The 17,001-nt window shown below is 65.8% G+C and carries 20 protein-coding genes; 5 read left to right on the top strand and 15 right to left on the bottom strand.

Annotated elements, in window-relative coordinates; all coding sequences use genetic code 11:
• Positions 1-26: 26 nt before the first annotated feature.
• The 5 genes from ACZ9AQ_RS13635 to ACZ9AQ_RS13615 all read right to left on the bottom strand — a co-directional run bounded on the left by ACZ9AQ_RS13635 (position 27) and on the right by ACZ9AQ_RS13615 (position 3,924).
• Positions 27-680, bottom strand: a complete 654-nt coding sequence (locus tag ACZ9AQ_RS13635) for a site-2 protease family protein (protein WP_429203815.1) — start codon at positions 678-680, stop codon at positions 27-29.
• Between the two features lie 69 nt (positions 681-749).
• Positions 750-1,373, bottom strand: coding sequence for an L-threonylcarbamoyladenylate synthase (locus ACZ9AQ_RS13630; RefSeq protein ID WP_429203814.1), 624 nt, complete (start codon positions 1,371-1,373; stop codon positions 750-752).
• A gap of 11 nt (positions 1,374-1,384) precedes the next feature.
• Positions 1,385-2,269 carry a protease HtpX gene (gene htpX, locus ACZ9AQ_RS13625; RefSeq protein WP_429203813.1) on the bottom strand — a complete coding sequence of 295 codons (885 nt, stop codon included), beginning with the start codon at positions 2,267-2,269 and terminating at the stop codon, positions 1,385-1,387.
• A gap of 119 nt (positions 2,270-2,388) precedes the next feature.
• Positions 2,389-3,492, bottom strand: a complete 1,104-nt coding sequence (locus ACZ9AQ_RS13620; RefSeq protein WP_429203812.1) for an extracellular catalytic domain type 1 short-chain-length polyhydroxyalkanoate depolymerase — start codon at positions 3,490-3,492, stop codon at positions 2,389-2,391.
• Positions 3,493-3,507: 15 nt separating this feature from the next.
• A complete protein-coding gene (locus ACZ9AQ_RS13615; RefSeq protein ID WP_429203811.1) occupies positions 3,508-3,924 on the bottom strand; it encodes a CopG family transcriptional regulator in 417 nt (138 codons plus the stop codon).
• Positions 3,925-4,116: 192 nt separating this feature from the next.
• Here ACZ9AQ_RS13615 and ACZ9AQ_RS13610 point away from each other — a divergent pair, with 192 nt between their 5' ends.
• Entirely contained in the window at positions 4,117-5,085 is a 969-nt protein-coding gene (locus tag ACZ9AQ_RS13610; RefSeq protein ID WP_429203810.1) for an IS1595 family transposase, read from the top strand.
• 63 nt (positions 5,086-5,148) lie between these two features.
• Here the strand turns inward: ACZ9AQ_RS13610 and ACZ9AQ_RS13605 are convergent, their stop codons facing one another.
• Together ACZ9AQ_RS13605 and ACZ9AQ_RS13600 are read right to left on the bottom strand one after the other, a co-directional pair.
• Complete coding sequence (locus tag ACZ9AQ_RS13605; RefSeq protein ID WP_429203809.1) at positions 5,149-5,982, bottom strand: 3',5'-nucleoside bisphosphate phosphatase; 834 nt, start codon at positions 5,980-5,982, stop codon at positions 5,149-5,151.
• 64 nt (positions 5,983-6,046) lie between these two features.
• Complete coding sequence (locus ACZ9AQ_RS13600) at positions 6,047-6,283, bottom strand: hypothetical protein (protein WP_429203808.1); 237 nt, start codon at positions 6,281-6,283, stop codon at positions 6,047-6,049.
• A gap of 90 nt (positions 6,284-6,373) precedes the next feature.
• Here ACZ9AQ_RS13600 and ACZ9AQ_RS13595 point away from each other — a divergent pair, with 90 nt between their 5' ends.
• A complete protein-coding gene (locus ACZ9AQ_RS13595; protein WP_429203807.1) occupies positions 6,374-7,441 on the top strand; it encodes an NAD(P)H-dependent flavin oxidoreductase in 1,068 nt (355 codons plus the stop codon).
• 89 nt (positions 7,442-7,530) lie between these two features.
• Here ACZ9AQ_RS13595 and ACZ9AQ_RS13590 read toward each other — a convergent pair whose 3' ends face one another.
• From ACZ9AQ_RS13590 to ACZ9AQ_RS13580, 3 genes are all read right to left on the bottom strand, one after another.
• Complete coding sequence (locus tag ACZ9AQ_RS13590) at positions 7,531-8,073, bottom strand: FlgO family outer membrane protein (RefSeq protein ID WP_429203806.1); 543 nt, start codon at positions 8,071-8,073, stop codon at positions 7,531-7,533.
• Between the two features lie 7 nt (positions 8,074-8,080).
• A complete protein-coding gene (locus ACZ9AQ_RS13585; protein ID WP_429203805.1) occupies positions 8,081-8,785 on the bottom strand; it encodes a hypothetical protein in 705 nt (234 codons plus the stop codon).
• Positions 8,786-8,938: 153 nt separating this feature from the next.
• Positions 8,939-9,820 (bottom strand): alpha/beta fold hydrolase, encoded by an 882-nt coding sequence (locus ACZ9AQ_RS13580; RefSeq protein ID WP_429203804.1) that lies wholly within the window; start codon positions 9,818-9,820, stop codon positions 8,939-8,941.
• A gap of 167 nt (positions 9,821-9,987) precedes the next feature.
• On the opposite strand from ACZ9AQ_RS13580, the gene ACZ9AQ_RS13575 reads away from it, so the two are divergent.
• From ACZ9AQ_RS13575 to ACZ9AQ_RS13565, 3 genes are all read left to right on the top strand, one after another.
• On the top strand, positions 9,988-10,512 hold the full coding sequence (locus ACZ9AQ_RS13575) for a gamma carbonic anhydrase family protein (RefSeq protein WP_429203803.1): 525 nt from the start codon (positions 9,988-9,990) through the stop codon (positions 10,510-10,512).
• A 3-nt stretch (positions 10,513-10,515) separates the two neighbouring features.
• Positions 10,516-11,484, top strand: a complete 969-nt coding sequence (hslO, locus tag ACZ9AQ_RS13570; RefSeq protein WP_429203802.1) for an Hsp33 family molecular chaperone HslO — start codon at positions 10,516-10,518, stop codon at positions 11,482-11,484.
• Positions 11,485-11,702: 218 nt separating this feature from the next.
• Positions 11,703-12,218 (top strand): Dps family protein, encoded by a 516-nt coding sequence (locus ACZ9AQ_RS13565; protein WP_429203801.1) that lies wholly within the window; start codon positions 11,703-11,705, stop codon positions 12,216-12,218.
• Positions 12,219-12,332: 114 nt separating this feature from the next.
• Here the strand turns inward: ACZ9AQ_RS13565 and ACZ9AQ_RS13560 are convergent, their stop codons facing one another.
• From ACZ9AQ_RS13560 to ACZ9AQ_RS13540, 5 genes are all read right to left on the bottom strand, one after another.
• Entirely contained in the window at positions 12,333-12,617 is a 285-nt protein-coding gene (locus ACZ9AQ_RS13560; RefSeq protein WP_429203800.1) for a helix-turn-helix domain-containing protein, read from the bottom strand.
• A 9-nt stretch (positions 12,618-12,626) separates the two neighbouring features.
• Positions 12,627-12,986: a cell division protein FtsB gene (gene ftsB, locus ACZ9AQ_RS13555; RefSeq protein ID WP_429203939.1), complete on the bottom strand. Its 360-nt coding sequence runs from the start codon at positions 12,984-12,986 to the stop codon at positions 12,627-12,629.
• A 75-nt stretch (positions 12,987-13,061) separates the two neighbouring features.
• Complete coding sequence (eno, locus tag ACZ9AQ_RS13550; protein WP_429203799.1) at positions 13,062-14,348, bottom strand: phosphopyruvate hydratase; 1,287 nt, start codon at positions 14,346-14,348, stop codon at positions 13,062-13,064.
• Between the two features lie 87 nt (positions 14,349-14,435).
• Positions 14,436-15,290: a 3-deoxy-8-phosphooctulonate synthase gene (gene kdsA, locus ACZ9AQ_RS13545; protein WP_429203798.1), complete on the bottom strand. Its 855-nt coding sequence runs from the start codon at positions 15,288-15,290 to the stop codon at positions 14,436-14,438.
• A complete protein-coding gene (locus ACZ9AQ_RS13540) occupies positions 15,287-16,984 on the bottom strand; it encodes a CTP synthase (RefSeq protein WP_429203797.1) in 1,698 nt (565 codons plus the stop codon). The genes kdsA and ACZ9AQ_RS13540 overlap by 4 nt, the downstream gene beginning before the upstream one ends.
• Between the last annotated feature and the right edge of the window lie 17 nt (positions 16,985-17,001).

Here is a 17,001-nt window from a genome sequence, read left to right as displayed (position 1 = left end):
CGCGTGGAGTATCGGCTTGCATCGGCTCAGAACAGCACGAAGGTGAACGGCAGGACCATCAGGTCCACGATCCAGCGGCCCAGCTGCATCACCGGCATCACCCAGTAGCCCACCAGCTGCATGAACACCAGGCCCAGCACGATGAAGAAGCCGTACGGCTCGATGCGGGCGAATTTCCAGGCCAGGCTGTTGGGCAGCATGCTGGTCAAGACCCGGCCGCCGTCCAGCGGCGGGATCGGCAGCAGGTTGAACGCCATGATCAAGAGATTGGTCAGGATGCCCGCCTCGGCCATGCGGCGTGGGAAGGTTTCGTTGACGCCGAAGAACACCAGCAGCGCGGCGAACAGCAGCCACAACGCGGCCATGATCAGGTTGGCGATGGGACCAGCCAGCGCGACCCAGGCCATGTCGCGCTTCGGATTGCGCAACCGGTCGAACTCGACCGGCACCGGCTTGGCGTAGCCGAACACGAAGGGCGTGAACAGATACATCATGATGGGAATCACGATGGTGCCCCAGATGTCCACGTGCACCAGCGGATTCAGGCTCATGCGGCCCTGGGAGTAGGCGGTGTTGTCACCGAAATATTTAGCGGCGTAGGCGTGGGCGGCTTCGTGCAGGGTAATCGCAAAAAGGACGGGCAGCGCGTAGACAGCGATGTTGCGTATCGTTTCATCCATAAGGCGATTCTATCAGAGGCCGGTACGCACTTGTCCCGTGGAATTCTTAAGCCGCTTATTGACCCAGCATCACAGGCCGAAGGCCGCCGGATCGCCCCTGCCCTCGCGCACCAGCTCCGGTTCGGGGCCGGTCAGGTCGATGATGGTGGTCGCCTCCAGCAGGCCGGCGCCGCCGTCGATGATCAGCTCGATCTGCTTTTCCAGCCGCTCGCGCACTTCTTCCGGGTCGGACAGCATGTGGTCGTCGCCCGGCAGTTGCAGGGTGGTGCCGATCAGCGGCTCTCCCAGTTCTTCGAGCAGCGCCAGCGTGATGCGGTTCTCGGGTACGCGCAGGCCGATGGTCTTGCGCGACGGGTGCGACAGGCGGCGCGGCAGTTCGCGCGTCGCCTCCAGGATCACCGTGTACGGGCCCGGCATCGTGGCCTTGAGCAGGCGATATTGTGTGTTATCCACGCGCGCATATTGCGCGACCTCGGACAGGTCGCGCACCAGCAGGGTCAGGTGGTGCTTGTCGTCGACGCCGCGGATGCGGCGCAGCTTGTCGACCGCCGACTTGTCGTCCAGGCGGCATACCAGCGCATAGGCGGAATCGGTCGGCAAGGCGACGATGCCGCCGCTGCTGACGATCTGCGCCGCCTGCTTGATCAGGCGCGCCTGGGGATTATCGGGGTGTATCTGGAAATATTGGCCCATCTAAAACGTCCTTAAAGTGATTGGCGCAGTTGCTGGAGCGCGGCGATGCGTTGCTCCATCGGCGGGTGGGTCGAGAACAGCGCGCCCCAGCCGCCGCCGCTGCCGGAAATGCCCAACGCGGCCATCGACTGCGGCAGTGCGCCCGGCGCGAGGCCGCCCAGGCGGGCCAGCGCATGCTGCATCGGCACCGGGGTGCCCATCAGTTTCGCGGCGCCGGCGTCGGCGCGGAATTCGCGCTGGCGCGAGAACCAGGCAACGATGATCGAAGCCAGAAGCCCGAACAGGATTTCGCACACGAACACCGTGGCGTAGTAACCGATGCCGGGCGCGCTGTCCTCCTTGCGGAACAGTAACTTGTCGATGAAGAAACCCACCACGCGCGCCAGGAACACGACGAAGGTATTCACCACGCCCTGGATCAGGGTCAGGGTGACCATGTCGCCGTTGGCGATGTGCGCCACCTCGTGGGCGAGGACGGCTTCGACCTCTTCCTGGTTCATGCTCTGCAGCAGGCCGGTCGAGACGGCAACCAGCGCCGAGTTCTTGAAGGCGCCGGTGGCGAAGGCATTCGGCTCGCCCTCGTACACGGCGACTTCGGGCATGCCGATGCCGGCGCGCTCGGACAGGCGGCGCACGGTCTGCACCAGCCATTGCTCGGTGGCGTTGGTCGGCTGCTCGATGACGCGCGCGCCGGTCGACCACTTGGCCATCGGTTTGCTCAGCAGGAGCGAAATGAAGGCGCCCGTAAAGCCGATGACGATGGACATGACCGCCAGGGCGGGAATGTTGAGCCCTTGCTCGGACACGACACGCCCCAGGCCGAGCAGGTTCATGACCAGCGTCAGCACCAGCACGACGGCAAGGTTGGTGGCAAGGAACAGAACAACGCGCTTCATGGCAGACATCCCCGGTGAGTTGATGACAGGATGCCAAGATTGGGCTGAACTGCGGAATATTCAAGGCCCAGCCATGAGCGCAGCAGGCCGGACCGGGCGCGGACCGGGCCGCCGGGGCGTTACCTCTGCAGGAAAAAGCGCAGCATCTCGCGCGAGGCGCAAGGGCCGAGCGCATCGGTGTGCGAACCAGCCGCATCGCCGCCCGTCCAGGTGTGGCCGGCGCCGTGCACGATCCAGTGCTGCGCCATCGCGCGCCCTTCTTCGTCGCGCCAGGTGCGGCAGGTACTGCGCCGTCCGCCCTGCGACGATTCGGCTTCGCTCGCCTTCAGCGGCGTGGCGCGCAGGCCGGAATGGGCGCCGACGAATTGCGCGAGCACCGCTTCGCCGTTGGCCGGGCTGACGACATGGTCGGCGTCGCCATGGAACACGATCACCGGCACGGCTTCGCGCAGGCTGCGCGAGCGGCCCGGCTTTTTCATCGCCTGCAGGCCCGTGATCATGTCGCGCGCACTGCCTGCCGGCAAGCCGGAATGGACACCGATCGCGGCGAACAGCTCCGGATACTCGGCGCCGAGCACCGCCGCCATCGCGCCGCCGGCCGACATGCCGGCCACGAACACCTGCGACGGCTCGGCATCGTGCTCGCGCATCACCTGGCGCGTCATGCCGGCGAGGACGCCCGGCTCGCCCGCATCGCGCGCCTGGTGGCCCGGCTCGAACCAGTTCCAGCAGCGGGAATGGTTGGCGCGGCCATCCTGCTCGGGGTACAGCACCAGGAAGCCCAGCTCTTCGGCCAGCGCATTCATGCCGGTGCCGAGCGCGAAGTCATCCGGGTTCTGTGTGCAGCCGTGCAGCATGACGACCAGCGCACGGCGCCCCTCGGCCGGCTTTGCGGGAATGTACAGCTTGTAGCGGCGGCTGCCCGCTTCGCAGTCGTGGCTGCCGGCGATGAAGCGGCCGGGCAGGTGCGACGCCGGACCGGCGGCGGGACGAGGCCCGGCTCCGCCTGCGGTCCGTGACTTCGGCTTGCTCCAGGCCGGCGGCGGATTGAGGTCGACGAATTGCGCCTCTTGCGGCGGCGTCGCGGCCGGTTGCTGGGGCGCGAGCAGGCCCGCCTGGGCCAGCGCCTGCTGGATGATATCGGTGGCGGCGTGCGGGTCGCGTGCCTGCACGCGGCGCGCCGATTCCATCATTTTCTCGATGAACTGTTCATAAGGTTTCATATTGGTATTCCTGTTTCAGGATTGAATGCGGTCAGCCAGTGCTTCACGCACGGCTGGCGGTGCGATGAAGGCGCCCAGTACCTGGATCGATGCGATGACCTCCCTGGCCAGGGCGGCCGGCACGTCATCCTCGATGAGCGCCAGGCCCAGCACGTGGATTTCAAGCCGTTGCCCCGATGCCGCGAGTTCAGTCAGCTCGTGCCGGGAATAGCGGTACATCCCCATGACGTAGCGCTTGCGGGTGACGGTTTGCCGGATGGCGTCCGCATGAACCTGTAACTGATTGCGGATCGCTGTCCGTACGAAGTCGGTCCTGTTGGAATAAAACCCTTCTTCCACCAACAGATCGAGCTGGGCCAGATCGACCAGGCCCACATTCACCGTGACCTTGTCGCTGTCGGGCAGTCGTTGAGATTGGCTAACGGTCTTCATCGCGATTTATACTCCTCATATACTCTGATTGGAGTATAGATCGAATGAGACAGCTGCGCCGGGCACGGCCGGATTTATTTGACGACGTTATCAATAAAATAAAAGGCGCTGTCATCGTCAGCTGTGGATGAGCATTGAACTGCTGAGCTGACCCGCGGTCCAATCCCGGTCGTCATCGATCGGGAGCGTACGATGAAAGCGCCACAGTTTGCGCGGCTGTTCACCCAGCTGCCAAAGCTGAACCAGCCACAGCGCCAGAAGGTGCTCGCCGCCCTGCATCCGGCAGCCGGGCTGGACCGGGTGTCCGCCCTCATCGGCGAGATCCGGTCAACCGGGCGGCGCTGCCCGGATTGCGCCTGCGAGCGCTGCCACCGGCACGGCCAGGCCAACGGTCTGCAACGCTATCGTTGCTGCGCGTGCGGCCGCACCTTCAACGACCTGACCGGCACGCCGCTGGCGCGGCTCAGGCTCAAGGGCAAGTGGCTCGATTATCTTGAAACGGTGTTTGACTCCCGCTCGGTCCGCTCTGCGGCCAAGCGTGTCGGCGTGCACCGCAACACGGCATTTCGCTGGCGTCATCGCTTTCTCGATCGGGTCAAGGACGACCGCCCGGCGCGTCTCTCAGGCATCGTCGAAGCCGACGAGATGTTCCTGCTCGAATCGCAAAAGGGTTCACGCAAGCTCGATCGCCAACCGCGCAAGCGCGGCGGCAGGGCCGCCCTGCGCGGGATCTCGCATCATCTCGACTGCATCCTGGCGGCGCGCGACCGCAGCGGCCGGACCATCGACGCCGTGACCGGACGCGGCGCCTTGACGACGGCGCAGCTGGTCAGGCACCTGCTGCCGAAACTCGATCCCCAGGCGCTGCTAGTGACGGACGCCAACGCCGCCTATGCCGCCTTCGCCCGCACCCATGGCGTCGCGCACCAAGCGGTCAATGTCAGCGCCGGCGAACGGGTCCGCGAGGGCGTCGAGGGCGCCATTCATGTTCAACACGTGAATGCCTACCACCGGCGCTTCAAGGAATGGCTGGCGCGCTTCCATGGCGTGGCGTCACGCCGACTGCCCAACTATCTGGGCTGGCATTGGGCGCTCGATGGCGGGCGGGTACCATCTGTCGAGCAATTGCTGCGCATCGCATTCGGGGTCATCAACAGCTAACGGGTACAGCGCCAAATAAAAACCCGCCTGAGGCGAGTTTGTGGGGGGGGGAAACAGTACAGGTCAGAACCAGTCGTGCCATACGGGCGTCACGCCGGACGGCAGCGGGGGCAATTCAGCGAACTCGACCCGCGCCTCGCCCGGCGCATGGAAATCGGTGCCGCGCGAAGCCAGGAAGCCGTAGCGCCGCGCCACCTCGGCATAGGCCTGGTACTGGTCCGGCGTGTGGCTGCCGGTGACGACTTCGATGGTCTTGCCGCCCAGCTGGCGGAACTCGTCGAACAGCACCCCTTCGGCAGTGGCGCTGAAACGGTAGCGGCCCGGATGCGCGATCACGGGAATGCCGCCGGCGCCGCGGATCCAGCCCATCGCTTCGCTCAGCGTGGCCCAGCGGTGCGGCACGTAGCCGGGCCGGCCTTCGGTCAGGAAGCGGCGGAATACTTCGGAGGTGGTCGCGCACACGCCGATCTCGCACAGGAAGCGCGCGAAATGGGTGCGCGACATCAGGTCGGGATTGGCGACGTAGCGCAGCGCGCCTTCGTAGGCGCCGGGAATGCCGGCCTGCTCCAGCTGGGCCGCCATCTCGCGCGCGCGCTGCTCGCGGCCGTTGCGGGTCGCGGCCAGGCCCGCGACCAGGGCCGGATTGTCCTCGTCGATCTGCAGGCCGACCACGTGCACGGTCTCGTTGGCCCAGGTGACCGAGATCTCGACCCCGGCCACGAAACGCATGCCCAGGTCGCCTGCCGCCTTGCGCGCGGCCTTGATGCCGCCGACCTCGTCGTGGTCGGTGAGCGCCCACACGTCGACCCCGCCCTTGCGCGCGTAAGCGGCCACGTCGGCTGGAGCGAGGACGCCGTCGGAGACGGTGGAGTGGCAGTGGAGGTCGACTTTCAGCATGGGGCAAATGAGGTATCTGGAACGACACATTGTACGCGCATTTACCGGCCTTCCGCCGGGGGCGTCAAGCCGTGCGCAAGCGGTCGGCGAACGCCCGGAGCACCGGGGTCGCGAAGCCGTCGCGCCAGACCAGGCAGGTCGCAACACGCTCCAGCGGCAGCGCCCGGAACGCGGCCGGCGAACGCGCCCTCGCCTGGCGGGCGTCGGCGACGTCCGATTCGCCGGGCAGCAGCAGGAGCAGCAGCAGCAGCAGCGGTTCCTCGGCCCATCCCGGCTTCGATCTCTGACAGAATGATAACATCGCTACATTCTTCATTTGAGAATACACATCGAGCGCACGTCATACAAATCAAGCGCAAATCGAGCAAGTCGACCGAACAAGGAGCCAGCCATGCAACCGTCCCACCCATTCTTCAGCCAGCTGTCCATCCGGCATCCGATCATCCAGGCGCCGATGGCGGGCACGGCAACGCCGCAGATGGCGGCGGCGGTGTCGAATGCCGGCGCACTGGGTTCGCTGGGAATCGGCCCGAGCACGGCCGCACAGGCGCGCGCGATGATCGAGGAGACCCGCGCGCTGACCAGCAAGCCGATCAATATCAACGTGTTCTGCCACGCCCCGGCGCGGCGCGATGCCGCCCTCGAAGCCGCCTGGCTGGCCCACCTGGCGCCATTGTTCGATGAAGCCGGCGCCCGCACGCCGGCATCGCTCGATGAAATCTATCCTGGTTTCAACGATGACGAAGAGAGTTTCCAGATGCTGCTGGCGCTGCGCCCGGAAGTGGTGAGCTTTCACTTCGGCCTGCCGTCGGGCGAACGCCTGGCGGCGCTGCGCGCGGCCGGCATCCGCACCATGGCCACCGCCACCAATCTGGAAGAAGCCTTGCGGATCGAACGGGAGGGATTGGATGCGATCGTGGCGCAAGGCATCGAAGCCGGCGGCCACCGCGGCATGTTCGACCCGGAGGCGACCGACGAACGGCTGAGCATGGCGGTGCTGGTGCGCCTGCTGGTCAAGCGGACGAGGCTGCCGGTGATCGCCGCCGGCGGCATCATGGATGGCGCCGGCATCAAGGCGGCGCTGGACCTGGGCGCGGCGGGCGCGCAGCTCGGCACCGCCTTCATCCTGAGCCCGGAATCGGCGGCGAACGACGCCTACCGCGCCAACCTGCAAAGCGCACGCGCCTCCACCACGGTCCTGACCACGGTGATTTCGGGACGGCCGGCGCGCGGCATGGTCAACCGCCTGATCGCGCACGGCGCGTCCGGCGTCCCGGCCGCCTACCCGGTCGCCTATGACGCGGCCAAGCAGCTGCACGCGGCGGCGGCAAAGACGGGCAACCATGACTTTGCGCCGCACTGGGCCGGGCAAGGCGCGCCGCTCGCGCGGGCCATGCCGGCGGCGGAACTGGTGGAAACGCTGGTGCGCGAACTGCATGCCGCCGGCAACCCGGCCTGAAGCGGACCAGCCTCGCCCTGCATCCGGTGCGCGCGTTGCAGCGCCATCGCGCCAGGGCGGGCCGGTCGGCCGCCCTGGTGCGATGGTAATTAGTCTGGCACCAGCATCGAACGGATCGTCCCCTGCTTGGCCAGCACGTAATCGTGCCCGGCCAGCACCAGGTTGGTGGTCGGCTGGATCACCTTGACGTTGATGAAGATGGTGTCGCGCGTTTCGGCATACGAACCCACGACCACCGCCTGGGCGTTGTGCGTGCCGGCCACTTCGCCCAGCTCACGGGTGAGCATCAGCTCGCCCTGGTTGCGCTTCAGGTAGACGCTGTTACGCAGCTTCATTTCCAGCAGCGGCAGGCCGCCCTGGGCCAGGCGGGTGGCGATCTGCTCCGACACCACGCGGCCCAGCATCGAGCTGTGCTCGAGCGCGTCGATGTTGACGAGGGTGGCCATGATCAGGGGCTGGTCACCGGTCAGCTTGCCGGCCAGCTGGGCCTGCAAGGCATCGGCCGCCCGATAGTTGGCGGCGACGAAATCGTTCGCGCTCACCGAGGTGTAGTTGGGCTGCTCGACCAGGGCGCAGCCGCCCAACAGCAAGGCCAGGCCCAGCGCGGCCGCCGGTAGGGTGAATGTGCGCATAGTCAGCTCAATGGTCCTTGACCGCGAAGGTCTTCGATGTCTGCACCGGCCCGGCTGGCGCGGCCAGCTTCGCCGCCAGGGCGGCGTCGTACAGCGCCACGTCTTCGTCGGCGGTGTAATAGACCGCGGTGTTGCGCGCGTAATAGCGCTGCTCGTCCGCCACCGAGACGGTCACGATCATTTCGGTCTTCGGCGTGTCGCCCGGCGCGAACTGGGCGGTGAACCAGCGGTGGGCGTCGTAGCCGTAGATGCCCGCCGTGACGAGCCACTCGGGGCTATGCTGGATGCTGGTCAGGACCCAGGCGCCGCTGGCCAGCGCGGTCGGCAGGCCGGCATAGCGGTACTGCGGCCGGTCGGCCGAGAAGGCGACCACCTGCGTGTCGAGCTCGATCTTGAGCGCACCCGGCACCGGATTCTTGACCACCACGAAGCCGTCGTTGACCAGCGCCGTGACCAGATGCGACTTCACGCCCTCGCCGAAGGTCGACGACTGCAGCGGCTGCACGTACAGGGAGCGGCTCGGCGCCGTCTTCAGGGTCGGGCCCAACTCGGTCGCCATGTGGCGCGCGATCACGCCCCAATGGGCCGCGGCCTGCACCTTCAGCTGTTGCGTGCTAGAAAAATTGGTGGCCACTGGGGCCGGGCTGTAGGGCATCGCGCAGCCTGCGAGCAGCAGGCCGGCGGCGAGTGCGGACGCGCCTCGGTAAGCCATCGTGAATCCTGTCGGTCTATGGCGCGGCCGGACTGGCGCACGCTCGGGGGCGACTGTATCACAGCAGTTTCCCACCGGCAATTTATGTGTGGAGGATGAGGTATGCTTACAACGACAATGGGGGCGCCAGCCGGCGCCCGTCGCCAGTCGCCCCTACTCAGCCGAGAGGAATTCCTCGACCATGCCTGCCAGCAGTTCCGGCTGGTCATGGTGCAGCATATGGCCCGCCTGCGGCACCATGCGCGGCGTCACATTGTTCAGATAGGCCATGCGCCGGTCGACCTCGGCGCGCGCCTGCTCCTTGGCGCCCATCCAGCGCCACATGTCGGTGTCCTCGGCCTCGACCCACAGTACCGGCGCCGTGATCGCGCTCCAGCAGGCCATGATCTCGTCGACGTGGTACAGCAGCGGCGCACTCTTTTTATGCGCCGGGTCGCCCAGGATCTTCCACAGGCCGTCGCGCTCCTGCTCCGCCCAGTGGGCGGCCAGGAAGGCGGCGCGCGCCGGCGCCAGGCGCGGATTGGTCTTGCGCAGGCGCGCCGCGACGGCTTCCAGGTTGGCGTAGCCGCGCATCTCGGGCGGCTCGCGCAACTCGTCCAGCCACGTGGCCACGCGGCCCGGATACTGCTTCGGGTGCGTGGTCGGCAGGCCGAAGCCTTCCAGGTTGATCAGCCTGGCGATGCGCTGCGGCCGCACGCCGGCGTAGATGCCGGCGATATTGCCGCCCATGCTGTGGCCAAGCAGGTCGACCGCCTGGTGCGGCGCATAATGGTCGAGCAGCACCTCGAGGTCGGCCACGTAGTCCGGGAACCAGTAGGTGTCGGCGCCCGAACGCTGGCTCTGGCCGAAGCCGCGCCAGTCGGGCGCGATCACGTGCCAGTTCCCCTGCAGGCAATCGACCATGAACTGGAACGAGGCCGATACGTCCATCCAGCCATGCAGCATGAACAGCTTCGGCGCGTCGGGCGAACCCCAGTGGCGCACGTGCATGCGCAGGCCGCGATTGGAGAGGAATTCGGAACGTGAGGGTTTCATGCGGCTCCTGAAATAGCATGGTCGTTCGGATGATTATATAGGGGGACGGTTGAATTCGGGCGCCACGGCCCCATCTGCCGGGCTTCGGAACCAAAGATCGCAGCGTGGACGTGGCCCGGCGGCGGGGGCGGTAAAATAGCGCCATTTCCACCTCAGCGAGCAACTCCATGGCGATTTACCAGCTGGGCGAGCATGCGCCCGAGATCGATCCGTCGGCGTACGTCGCCGACACGGCCACCCTGGTGGGCAACGTCACGCTCGCCGCGAATGCGTCGGTGTGGTTCGGCGCCACGCTGCGCGGCGACAACGAGCGCATCACGATCGGCGAGAACAGCAATGTTCAGGAAGGCACCGTGATGCATACCGATCCCGGCTACCCGCTCGACATCGGCAAGAACGTGACGGTCGGCCACCAGGCCATGCTGCACGGCTGCACGGTGGGCGACGGGTCGCTGATCGGGATCCAGGCCGTGGTGCTCAACGGCGCGCGGATCGGCAAGGGATGCCTGGTCGGCGCCGGCGCCCTGGTCACGGAAGGCAAGGAATTTCCCGACCACTCGCTGATCCTGGGTTCGCCCGCGAAGGTGGTGCGGACACTGACACAAGAAGACCTGCTGCGCCTGGAACGCACCGCCGCGAGCTATGTGGCGCGCGGTCAGCTGTTCAAGGCGCAGCTCAAGAAAATCGGATAAAGAATGACGACTACGGATACTGGCACCACCAACAGGGACACCCTGCAAAAATTCATCTTCGACAATGCGGCCGTGCGCGGCGAGCTGGTCGAGATTTCGGACACCTGGCGCGAGATCCAGGCCCGTCACGCTTATCCGAAGGCGGTGCGCTCGGTGCTGGGCGAGATGGTGGCGGCCGGCGCCCTGCTGTCGGCCAACCTAAAGTTCAATGGCGCGATCGTGATGCAGATCCACGGCGACGGCCCGGTGCGCCTGCTGGTGGTCGAATGCGACGCCGACCTGCGCATGCGCGCCACGGCCAAGCTGGCGCCGGACGTCGAGATCGCGGACGACGCCACCCTGGGCCAGCTGTTCAATGCGAACGGCAAGGGCCGCTTCGTGATCACGCTCGACCCGGCCGACAAGGTCCCGGGCCAGCAGCCCTACCAGGGCGTGGTGCCGCTCGACGGCGACGACATGGCGACCGTGATCGAGAACTACATGCTGCGTTCGGAGCAGATGGACACGCGCCTGTGGCTGGCGGCCGATGACAAGGTCGCGCGCGGCCTGCTGCTGCAAAAGCTGCCGCGCCACAGCGGCAAGGAAGACCAGACCAAGCAGGCCACCGAGGCCGAAGACCTGGAAACCTGGAACCGCGCCGCCATGCTGGGCCAGACCGTCAAGCGTGAAGAGCTGCTGTCGACCGATATCTCGACCCTGCTGCACCGCCTGTTCTGGGAAGAGACCATCCGCGTGTTCGACCCGCTGCACCCGCAGTTCCACTGCAGCTGCAACCGTGAGAAGGTCGGCAACATGCTCAAGATGCTGGGCCAGGAAGAAGTCGAGTCGGCGCTGGCCGAGCTGGGCGAACTGGGCATCAACTGCGATTTCTGCGGCAAGCACTACGCCTTCGACAAGGTCGACTGCGCGCAGCTGTTCGCCAGCGACAGCCCGGTGCAGACCATGATACCGCCGAGCGGCAGCACGCACTGAGCGTCGATCGCTTGCACCGGGCGCGTGGCGCCCGGTTTCCATCGGGGCGCCGCGGCGCCCTTTTTCGTTTCATGGCGGAGCTAAAGGCGCGCGCCGCGTCCAATCGGGTCAGCGAACAACAGGGTTTCGTCCGAGATGATAAGCTGATGCTGTTATGACACTGTTGTATTTTCGAACATCAGCACCACATACCCATCATTGACTGACGGAGGAAACACATGAATATCGATATTGGCATCAACACCGAAGACCGCGCAAAGATCGTCGACTCGCTGTCGAGCGTCCTGGCCGACAGCTACATGCTGTACCTGAAGACCCACAACTTCCACTGGAACGTGACCGGCCCGATGTTCCAGACCCTGCACGTGATGTTCCAGGAACAGTACACCGAGCTGTGGAACGCACTGGACGACATCGCCGAGCGCATCCGCGCCCTGGGACACTTCGCACCGGGCACCTACAAGCGCTACGCCGAGCTGTCGAGCATCAAGGAAGAAGCGAACGTGCCGGGCGCGCAAGAAATGATCCGCCAGCTGGTCGAGGGCCAGGAAGCGGTGGCGCGCACCGCGCGTGCGGCTTTCCGCATCGCCGACGCCGCCGACGACCAGCCGACCGCCGGCCTGCTGTCGAACCGGATGGAAGTGCACGAGAAGAACGCATGGATGCTGCGCGCCTTCCTGGAGCAGGGCGCGGGCCATACCCAGGGCGAAGCGTCGTCGGACTCCAAGAACTGATGATCTGAGGTTGCGGCTCGCATGGGCCGCACGATCGGCGCTGCAACCGCGGGCGCCGAAACGTCGTTCCCCGCCTTCGCGGGAACGACGAGCCAACGAGTGCTCGTGACGTCACTAGCCAGCGCTACGCCCACCGCTCATGTGCAAATCGACCACCTTCATGATCTCGAGCGTGAGATCGAGGTCGAATTCGCCCGACGCCAACGCAGCCGCAAGCTGCTCGCGCGGCACGCCGACCGCGGCCGCCAGCGCACCCAGGCCCGGCGCCTGCGACACCGCCTTCAACGCAGCGCCAATCACTGCGCCATCGCCATCTTCGAAGGCATCGGCCAGGCAGTTGGCGACCGCATCGAGCGAATCGAGGCTGGCGGGGTCGATCGGGGAATGCTGTTCACTCATGACGATGGCTCAGTGGGTTGGGGTCGCGCCCGGCTTGGCGCCGTCCTTCGGGGGCGGCGGAGGAGGCGGCACGGTCATCGACTCGACCGGCTGCTCGTTCTTGCGCAGCACCTGCACGAAGATCTCGCCCTGCTTGATCATGCCCAGGTCGTAGCGCGCGCGCTCTTCCACCGCACCCAGGCCCTCGCGCAAATCTTCGACTTCGGAAGCCAGCTTGGCATTCCTCGCGGTGAGCTGCTCGGTCTTGAGCCGCGTGGCTTCGACCTGGCCCTGCATGTCGGCTACCGACAGCCAGCCCCCCTTGCCGAGCCAGAGTGGGTACTGGATCAGCACGAGCAGTGCGGCAAGGGCGATCGTGATCAGGCGCATGGCGGCAAAAAGAGGATGCAATTTGGCCGGAGAACAAGAAGGGCAAGCGCCCTCCCCGCCCGCCGGCCAGGTGGATTACTTCAGGTTGTAGAACGCGTCGCGGCCAGGATAGCTGGCGATGTCGCCCAGGTCTTCCTCGATGCGCAGCAGCTGGTTGTACTTGGCCATGCGGTCCGAACGCGACAGCGAGCCGGTCTTGATCTGCAGCGCGTTGGTGCCGACCGCGATGTCGGCGATGGTCGAGTCCTCGGTTTCGCCCGAGCGGTGCGAGATCACGGCGGTGTAGCCGGCGCGCTTGGCCATCTCGATGGCGGCGAAGGTCTCGGTCAGGGTGCCGATCTGGTTGATCTTGATGAGGATCGAGTTGGCGATGCCCTTCTGGATGCCTTCCTTGAGGATCTTGGTGTTGGTGACGAACAGGTCGTCGCCCACCAGCTGCACCTTCTTGCCCAGCGCCGCGGTCAGCGTTGCCCAGCCTTCCCAGTCGCCTTCGGCCATCGCGTCCTCGATCGAGATGATCGGGTACTTGTCGCACCAGGTGGCGAGCATATTGGTGAAGTCGGCTGCCGACAGGGCCAGGCCGCCTTCGCCTTCGAGCACGTACTTGCCGTCCTTGAAGAATTCGCTGGCCGCGCAGTCCAGGCCCAGGGCGATGTCCTGGCCGGCCACGTAGCCGGCCTGCTCGATCGCCTGCATGATCAGCTTGATCGCTTCCTCATGGTTGGCGACCGACGGGGCGAAGCCGCCTTCGTCGCCGACGGCGGTGTTCAGGCCCTTCGAGTGCAGGATCTTTTTCAGGGTGTGGAACACTTCGGCGCCGTAGCGGATCGCTTCCTTGAACGACGGAGCGCCGATCGGGATGATCATGAATTCCTGGATGTCCAGGTTGTTGTCGGCGTGCGCGCCGCCGTTGATCACGTTCATCATCGGCACCGGCATCTGCATCGCGCCCGAACCGCCGAAGTAGCGGTACAGCGGCAGGCCGGCTTCTTCGGCGGCGGCCTTGGCGACGGCCATTGACACCGCCAGCATGGCGTTGGCGCCCAGGCGGCTCTTGTTCTCGGTGCCATCGAGATCGATCAGGGTGCGGTCCAGGAAGGCTTGCTCATTGGCGTCCAGGCCCATGATCGCTTCGGAGATCTCGGTGTTGATATTCTCGCAGGCCTGCAGCACGCCCTTGCCGAAGTAACGCTTCGCGTCACCGTCGCGCAGTTCGATCGCTTCGCGCGAACCGGTCGAGGCGCCCGACGGCACCGCGGCGCGGCCCATCACGCCCGATTCCAGCAGCACGTCGCATTCGACGGTCGGGTTACCGCGCGAGTCAATGACTTCGCGGCCGATAATATCAACGATAGCACTCATGTTTCTCAATCTCCAGAAAGGGTAGAAATGGGTGACCGGCACGGATCCGCAGTCTGCCGGACCTGCGGATGCGCGCCGAAGTTGCGTTTACTTGAACCTGGTTTCCATGAAACCGGTCTTCTTGACGATGCGGTCGATCTCGACGAGCGTGGTCAGGAGTTCCTTCATGTGGCCCAGCGGCACGGCGTTCGGGCCGTCCGACAGCGCGTTGGCCGGATCGGGGTGCGTCTCCATGAACAGGCCGGCGATGCCCGCCGCCACCGCGGCGCGCGACAGGACCGGGACGTGCTCGCGCTGGCCGCCGGACGAAGCGCCCTGGCCGCCCGGCAGCTGCACCGAATGGGTCGCGTCGAACACCACCGGGCAGTTCGATTCACGCATGATGGCAAGGCCGCGCATGTCCGACACCAGGTTGTTGTAGCCGAACGAGGCGCCGCGTTCGCAGGCCATGAAATTGTCTTCCGGCAGGCCCGCCTCGCGCGCGGCGGCGCGCGCCTTGTCGATCACGTTCTTCATGTCGCCAGGCGCCAGGAACTGGCCCTTCTTGATGTTGACCGGCTTACCCGAGCGCGCGCAGGCGTTGATGAAGTCGGTCTGGCGGCACAGGAAGGCCGGGGTCTGCAGCACGTCGACGACGCTCGCCACTTCGGGAATCATCTCTTCGTCGTGCACGTCGGTCAGGACCGGCACGCCGATTTCGCGGCGCACGTCGGCCAGGATCTCCAGGCCCTTGTCGCGGCCGGGGCCGCGGAACGACTTGCCCGACGAGCGGTTGGCCTTGTCGAACGACGATTTATAGATGAACGGGATGCCCAGCGCCGAGGTGATCTCTTTCAGGGCGCCGGCGGTGTCCATCGCCATCTGGCGCGATTCGATCACGCAGGTGCCGGCGATCAGGAAGATCGGGTGCTCGAGGCCGACGTCGAATCCGGCGAGTTTCATGCTGCGTCTCCTTGCAAGGCCGGGGCCGCATTGACTGCGCCGGCCGCGGTATTGGTGTTGGAAGCCTGGTGCGCCAGCGCCGCCCGGATGAACGAGGTGAACAGCGGATGGCCGTGGCGCGGCGTCGACTTGAACTCGGGGTGGAACTGCACGCCCATGTACCATGGGTGCGCGTTTTCACCCGTGCGCGGCAGCTCCATGATCTCGCACAGATCTTCGTTCGGGGTACGTGCCGACACCGTCAGGCCGGCCGCTTCGATTTTCGGCAGGTAGAAATTGTTGCCTTCGTAGCGGTGGCGGTGACGCTCGGTCACGACGTTGCCGTAGATCTCGGCCGCCAGCGTGCCCGGATTGACGGCGCAGGTCTGGGCGCCCAGGCGCATGGTGCCGCCCAGGTCCGAACTCACGTCGCGCTTCTCGACCTTGCCGTCGTGGTTCTGCCACTCGGTGATCAGGGCCACGACCGGCTGGTCGGTTTCCGGATCGAACTCGGTCGAGTTCGCGTTCGGCAGGCCGGCCATATTGCGGGCGTACTCGATCAGCGCGACCTGCATGCCGAGGCAGATGCCGAGGTAAGGGATCTTGTTTTCGCGGGCGTAGCGCGCGGCCATGATCTTGCCTTCCACTCCGCGCTTGCCGAAGCCGCCCGGCACCAGGATGGCGTCGTACTTGGCCAGGTGCTCACACCCCCTGCTTTCGATTTCTTCCGAATCGAGGTATTCGATATTGACCCGGCTCTCGGTGTGAATGCCGGCGTGGCGCAGCGCCTCGGTCAGCGACTTGTACGATTCGATCAGGTCGACGTACTTGCCGACCATGCCGATGGTGACCTCGTGCTTCGGATTTTCCAGCGTGTGAATCAGGCGGGTCCACATCGACAGGTCGGCCTTTGGCGCTTCCAGGCCCAGGGCTTCGAGGATGATGTCGTCCAGGCCCTGGTCGCACAGCACCTGCGGCACCTTGTAGATGGTGTCCACGTCCCATACCGAGATCACGGCCTGTTCTTCGACGTTGGCGAACAGCGAGATCTTGGCGCGCTCGTCGTCCGGGATGCGGCGGTCGGCGCGGCACAGCAGCGCGTTCGGCGAGATGCCGATCTCGCGCAGCTTCTGCACGCTGTGCTGGGTCGGCTTGGTCTTGAGTTCGCCGGCCGATGCGATGTAGGGCACCAGGGTCAGGTGCACGAAAGCGGCGCCCTTGCGGCCCGAGCGCAGCGACAGCTGGCGCGCGGCTTCCAGGAACGGCAGCGATTCGATGTCGCCCACGGTGCCGCCGATCTCGACCAGCGCGACGTCGACGCCTTCGGCGCCGCGGCGGATGTAGTCCTGGATCTCGTTGGTGATGTGCGGGATGACCTGCACGGTCTTGCCGAGGTATTCGCCGCGACGCTCCTTGCGGATCACCGATTCATAGATCTGGCCGGTGGTGAAGTTGTTCACCTTCTTCATGCGCGTGCTGATGAAGCGCTCGTAGTGGCCGAGGTCGAGGTCGGTCTCGGCGCCATCGTCGGTGACGAACACTTCGCCGTGCTGGGTCGGGCTCATGGTGCCCGGATCGACGTTGATGTAGGGATCGAGCTTGAGCAGGGTGACTTTGAGACCGCGGCTCTCGAGGATCGCGGCAAGGGAGGCGGCCGCGATCCCTTTGCCCAGGGAAGACACGACGCCGCCAGTGACGAATACAAATTTGGTCATTGTGCTGATGGTGCCGA

Source organism: Massilia sp. UYP34 (assembly GCF_056279385.1).
The sequence above is the reverse complement of the archived record's forward strand: the minus strand, read 5'-3'. Positions and strand labels throughout refer to the sequence as shown.

What these genes read in the sequence shown, in the direction of transcription:
- hslO (WP_429203802.1), top strand. Translation starts at nt 10,516, where the DNA reads ATGACGACTACGGATACTGGCACCACCAACAGGGACACCCTGCAAAAA.
- ACZ9AQ_RS13635 (WP_429203815.1), bottom strand. Translation starts at nt 680, where the DNA reads ATGGATGAAACGATACGCAACATCGCTGTCTACGCGCTGCCCGTCCTT.
- eno (WP_429203799.1), bottom strand. Translation starts at nt 14,348, where the DNA reads ATGAGTGCTATCGTTGATATTATCGGCCGCGAAGTCATTGACTCGCGC.
- ACZ9AQ_RS13615 (WP_429203811.1), bottom strand. Translation starts at nt 3,924, where the DNA reads ATGAAGACCGTTAGCCAATCTCAACGACTGCCCGACAGCGACAAGGTC.
- ACZ9AQ_RS13585 (WP_429203805.1), bottom strand. Translation starts at nt 8,785, where the DNA reads ATGGCTTACCGAGGCGCGTCCGCACTCGCCGCCGGCCTGCTGCTCGCA.
- ACZ9AQ_RS13605 (WP_429203809.1), bottom strand. Translation starts at nt 5,982, where the DNA reads ATGCTGAAAGTCGACCTCCACTGCCACTCCACCGTCTCCGACGGCGTC.
- ftsB (WP_429203939.1), bottom strand. Translation starts at nt 12,986, where the DNA reads ATGCGCCTGATCACGATCGCCCTTGCCGCACTGCTCGTGCTGATCCAG.
- ACZ9AQ_RS13595 (WP_429203807.1), top strand. Translation starts at nt 6,374, where the DNA reads ATGCAACCGTCCCACCCATTCTTCAGCCAGCTGTCCATCCGGCATCCG.
- ACZ9AQ_RS13610 (WP_429203810.1), top strand. Translation starts at nt 4,117, where the DNA reads ATGAAAGCGCCACAGTTTGCGCGGCTGTTCACCCAGCTGCCAAAGCTG.
- ACZ9AQ_RS13565 (WP_429203801.1), top strand. Translation starts at nt 11,703, where the DNA reads ATGAATATCGATATTGGCATCAACACCGAAGACCGCGCAAAGATCGTC.
- htpX (WP_429203813.1), bottom strand. Translation starts at nt 2,269, where the DNA reads ATGAAGCGCGTTGTTCTGTTCCTTGCCACCAACCTTGCCGTCGTGCTG.
- ACZ9AQ_RS13580 (WP_429203804.1), bottom strand. Translation starts at nt 9,820, where the DNA reads ATGAAACCCTCACGTTCCGAATTCCTCTCCAATCGCGGCCTGCGCATG.
- ACZ9AQ_RS13630 (WP_429203814.1), bottom strand. Translation starts at nt 1,373, where the DNA reads ATGGGCCAATATTTCCAGATACACCCCGATAATCCCCAGGCGCGCCTG.
- ACZ9AQ_RS13575 (WP_429203803.1), top strand. Translation starts at nt 9,988, where the DNA reads ATGGCGATTTACCAGCTGGGCGAGCATGCGCCCGAGATCGATCCGTCG.
- ACZ9AQ_RS13620 (WP_429203812.1), bottom strand. Translation starts at nt 3,492, where the DNA reads ATGAAACCTTATGAACAGTTCATCGAGAAAATGATGGAATCGGCGCGC.
- kdsA (WP_429203798.1), bottom strand. Translation starts at nt 15,290, where the DNA reads ATGAAACTCGCCGGATTCGACGTCGGCCTCGAGCACCCGATCTTCCTG.
- ACZ9AQ_RS13540 (WP_429203797.1), bottom strand. Translation starts at nt 16,984, where the DNA reads ATGACCAAATTTGTATTCGTCACTGGCGGCGTCGTGTCTTCCCTGGGC.
- ACZ9AQ_RS13590 (WP_429203806.1), bottom strand. Translation starts at nt 8,073, where the DNA reads ATGCGCACATTCACCCTACCGGCGGCCGCGCTGGGCCTGGCCTTGCTG.
- ACZ9AQ_RS13560 (WP_429203800.1), bottom strand. Translation starts at nt 12,617, where the DNA reads ATGAGTGAACAGCATTCCCCGATCGACCCCGCCAGCCTCGATTCGCTC.
- ACZ9AQ_RS13600 (WP_429203808.1), bottom strand. Translation starts at nt 6,283, where the DNA reads ATGTTATCATTCTGTCAGAGATCGAAGCCGGGATGGGCCGAGGAACCG.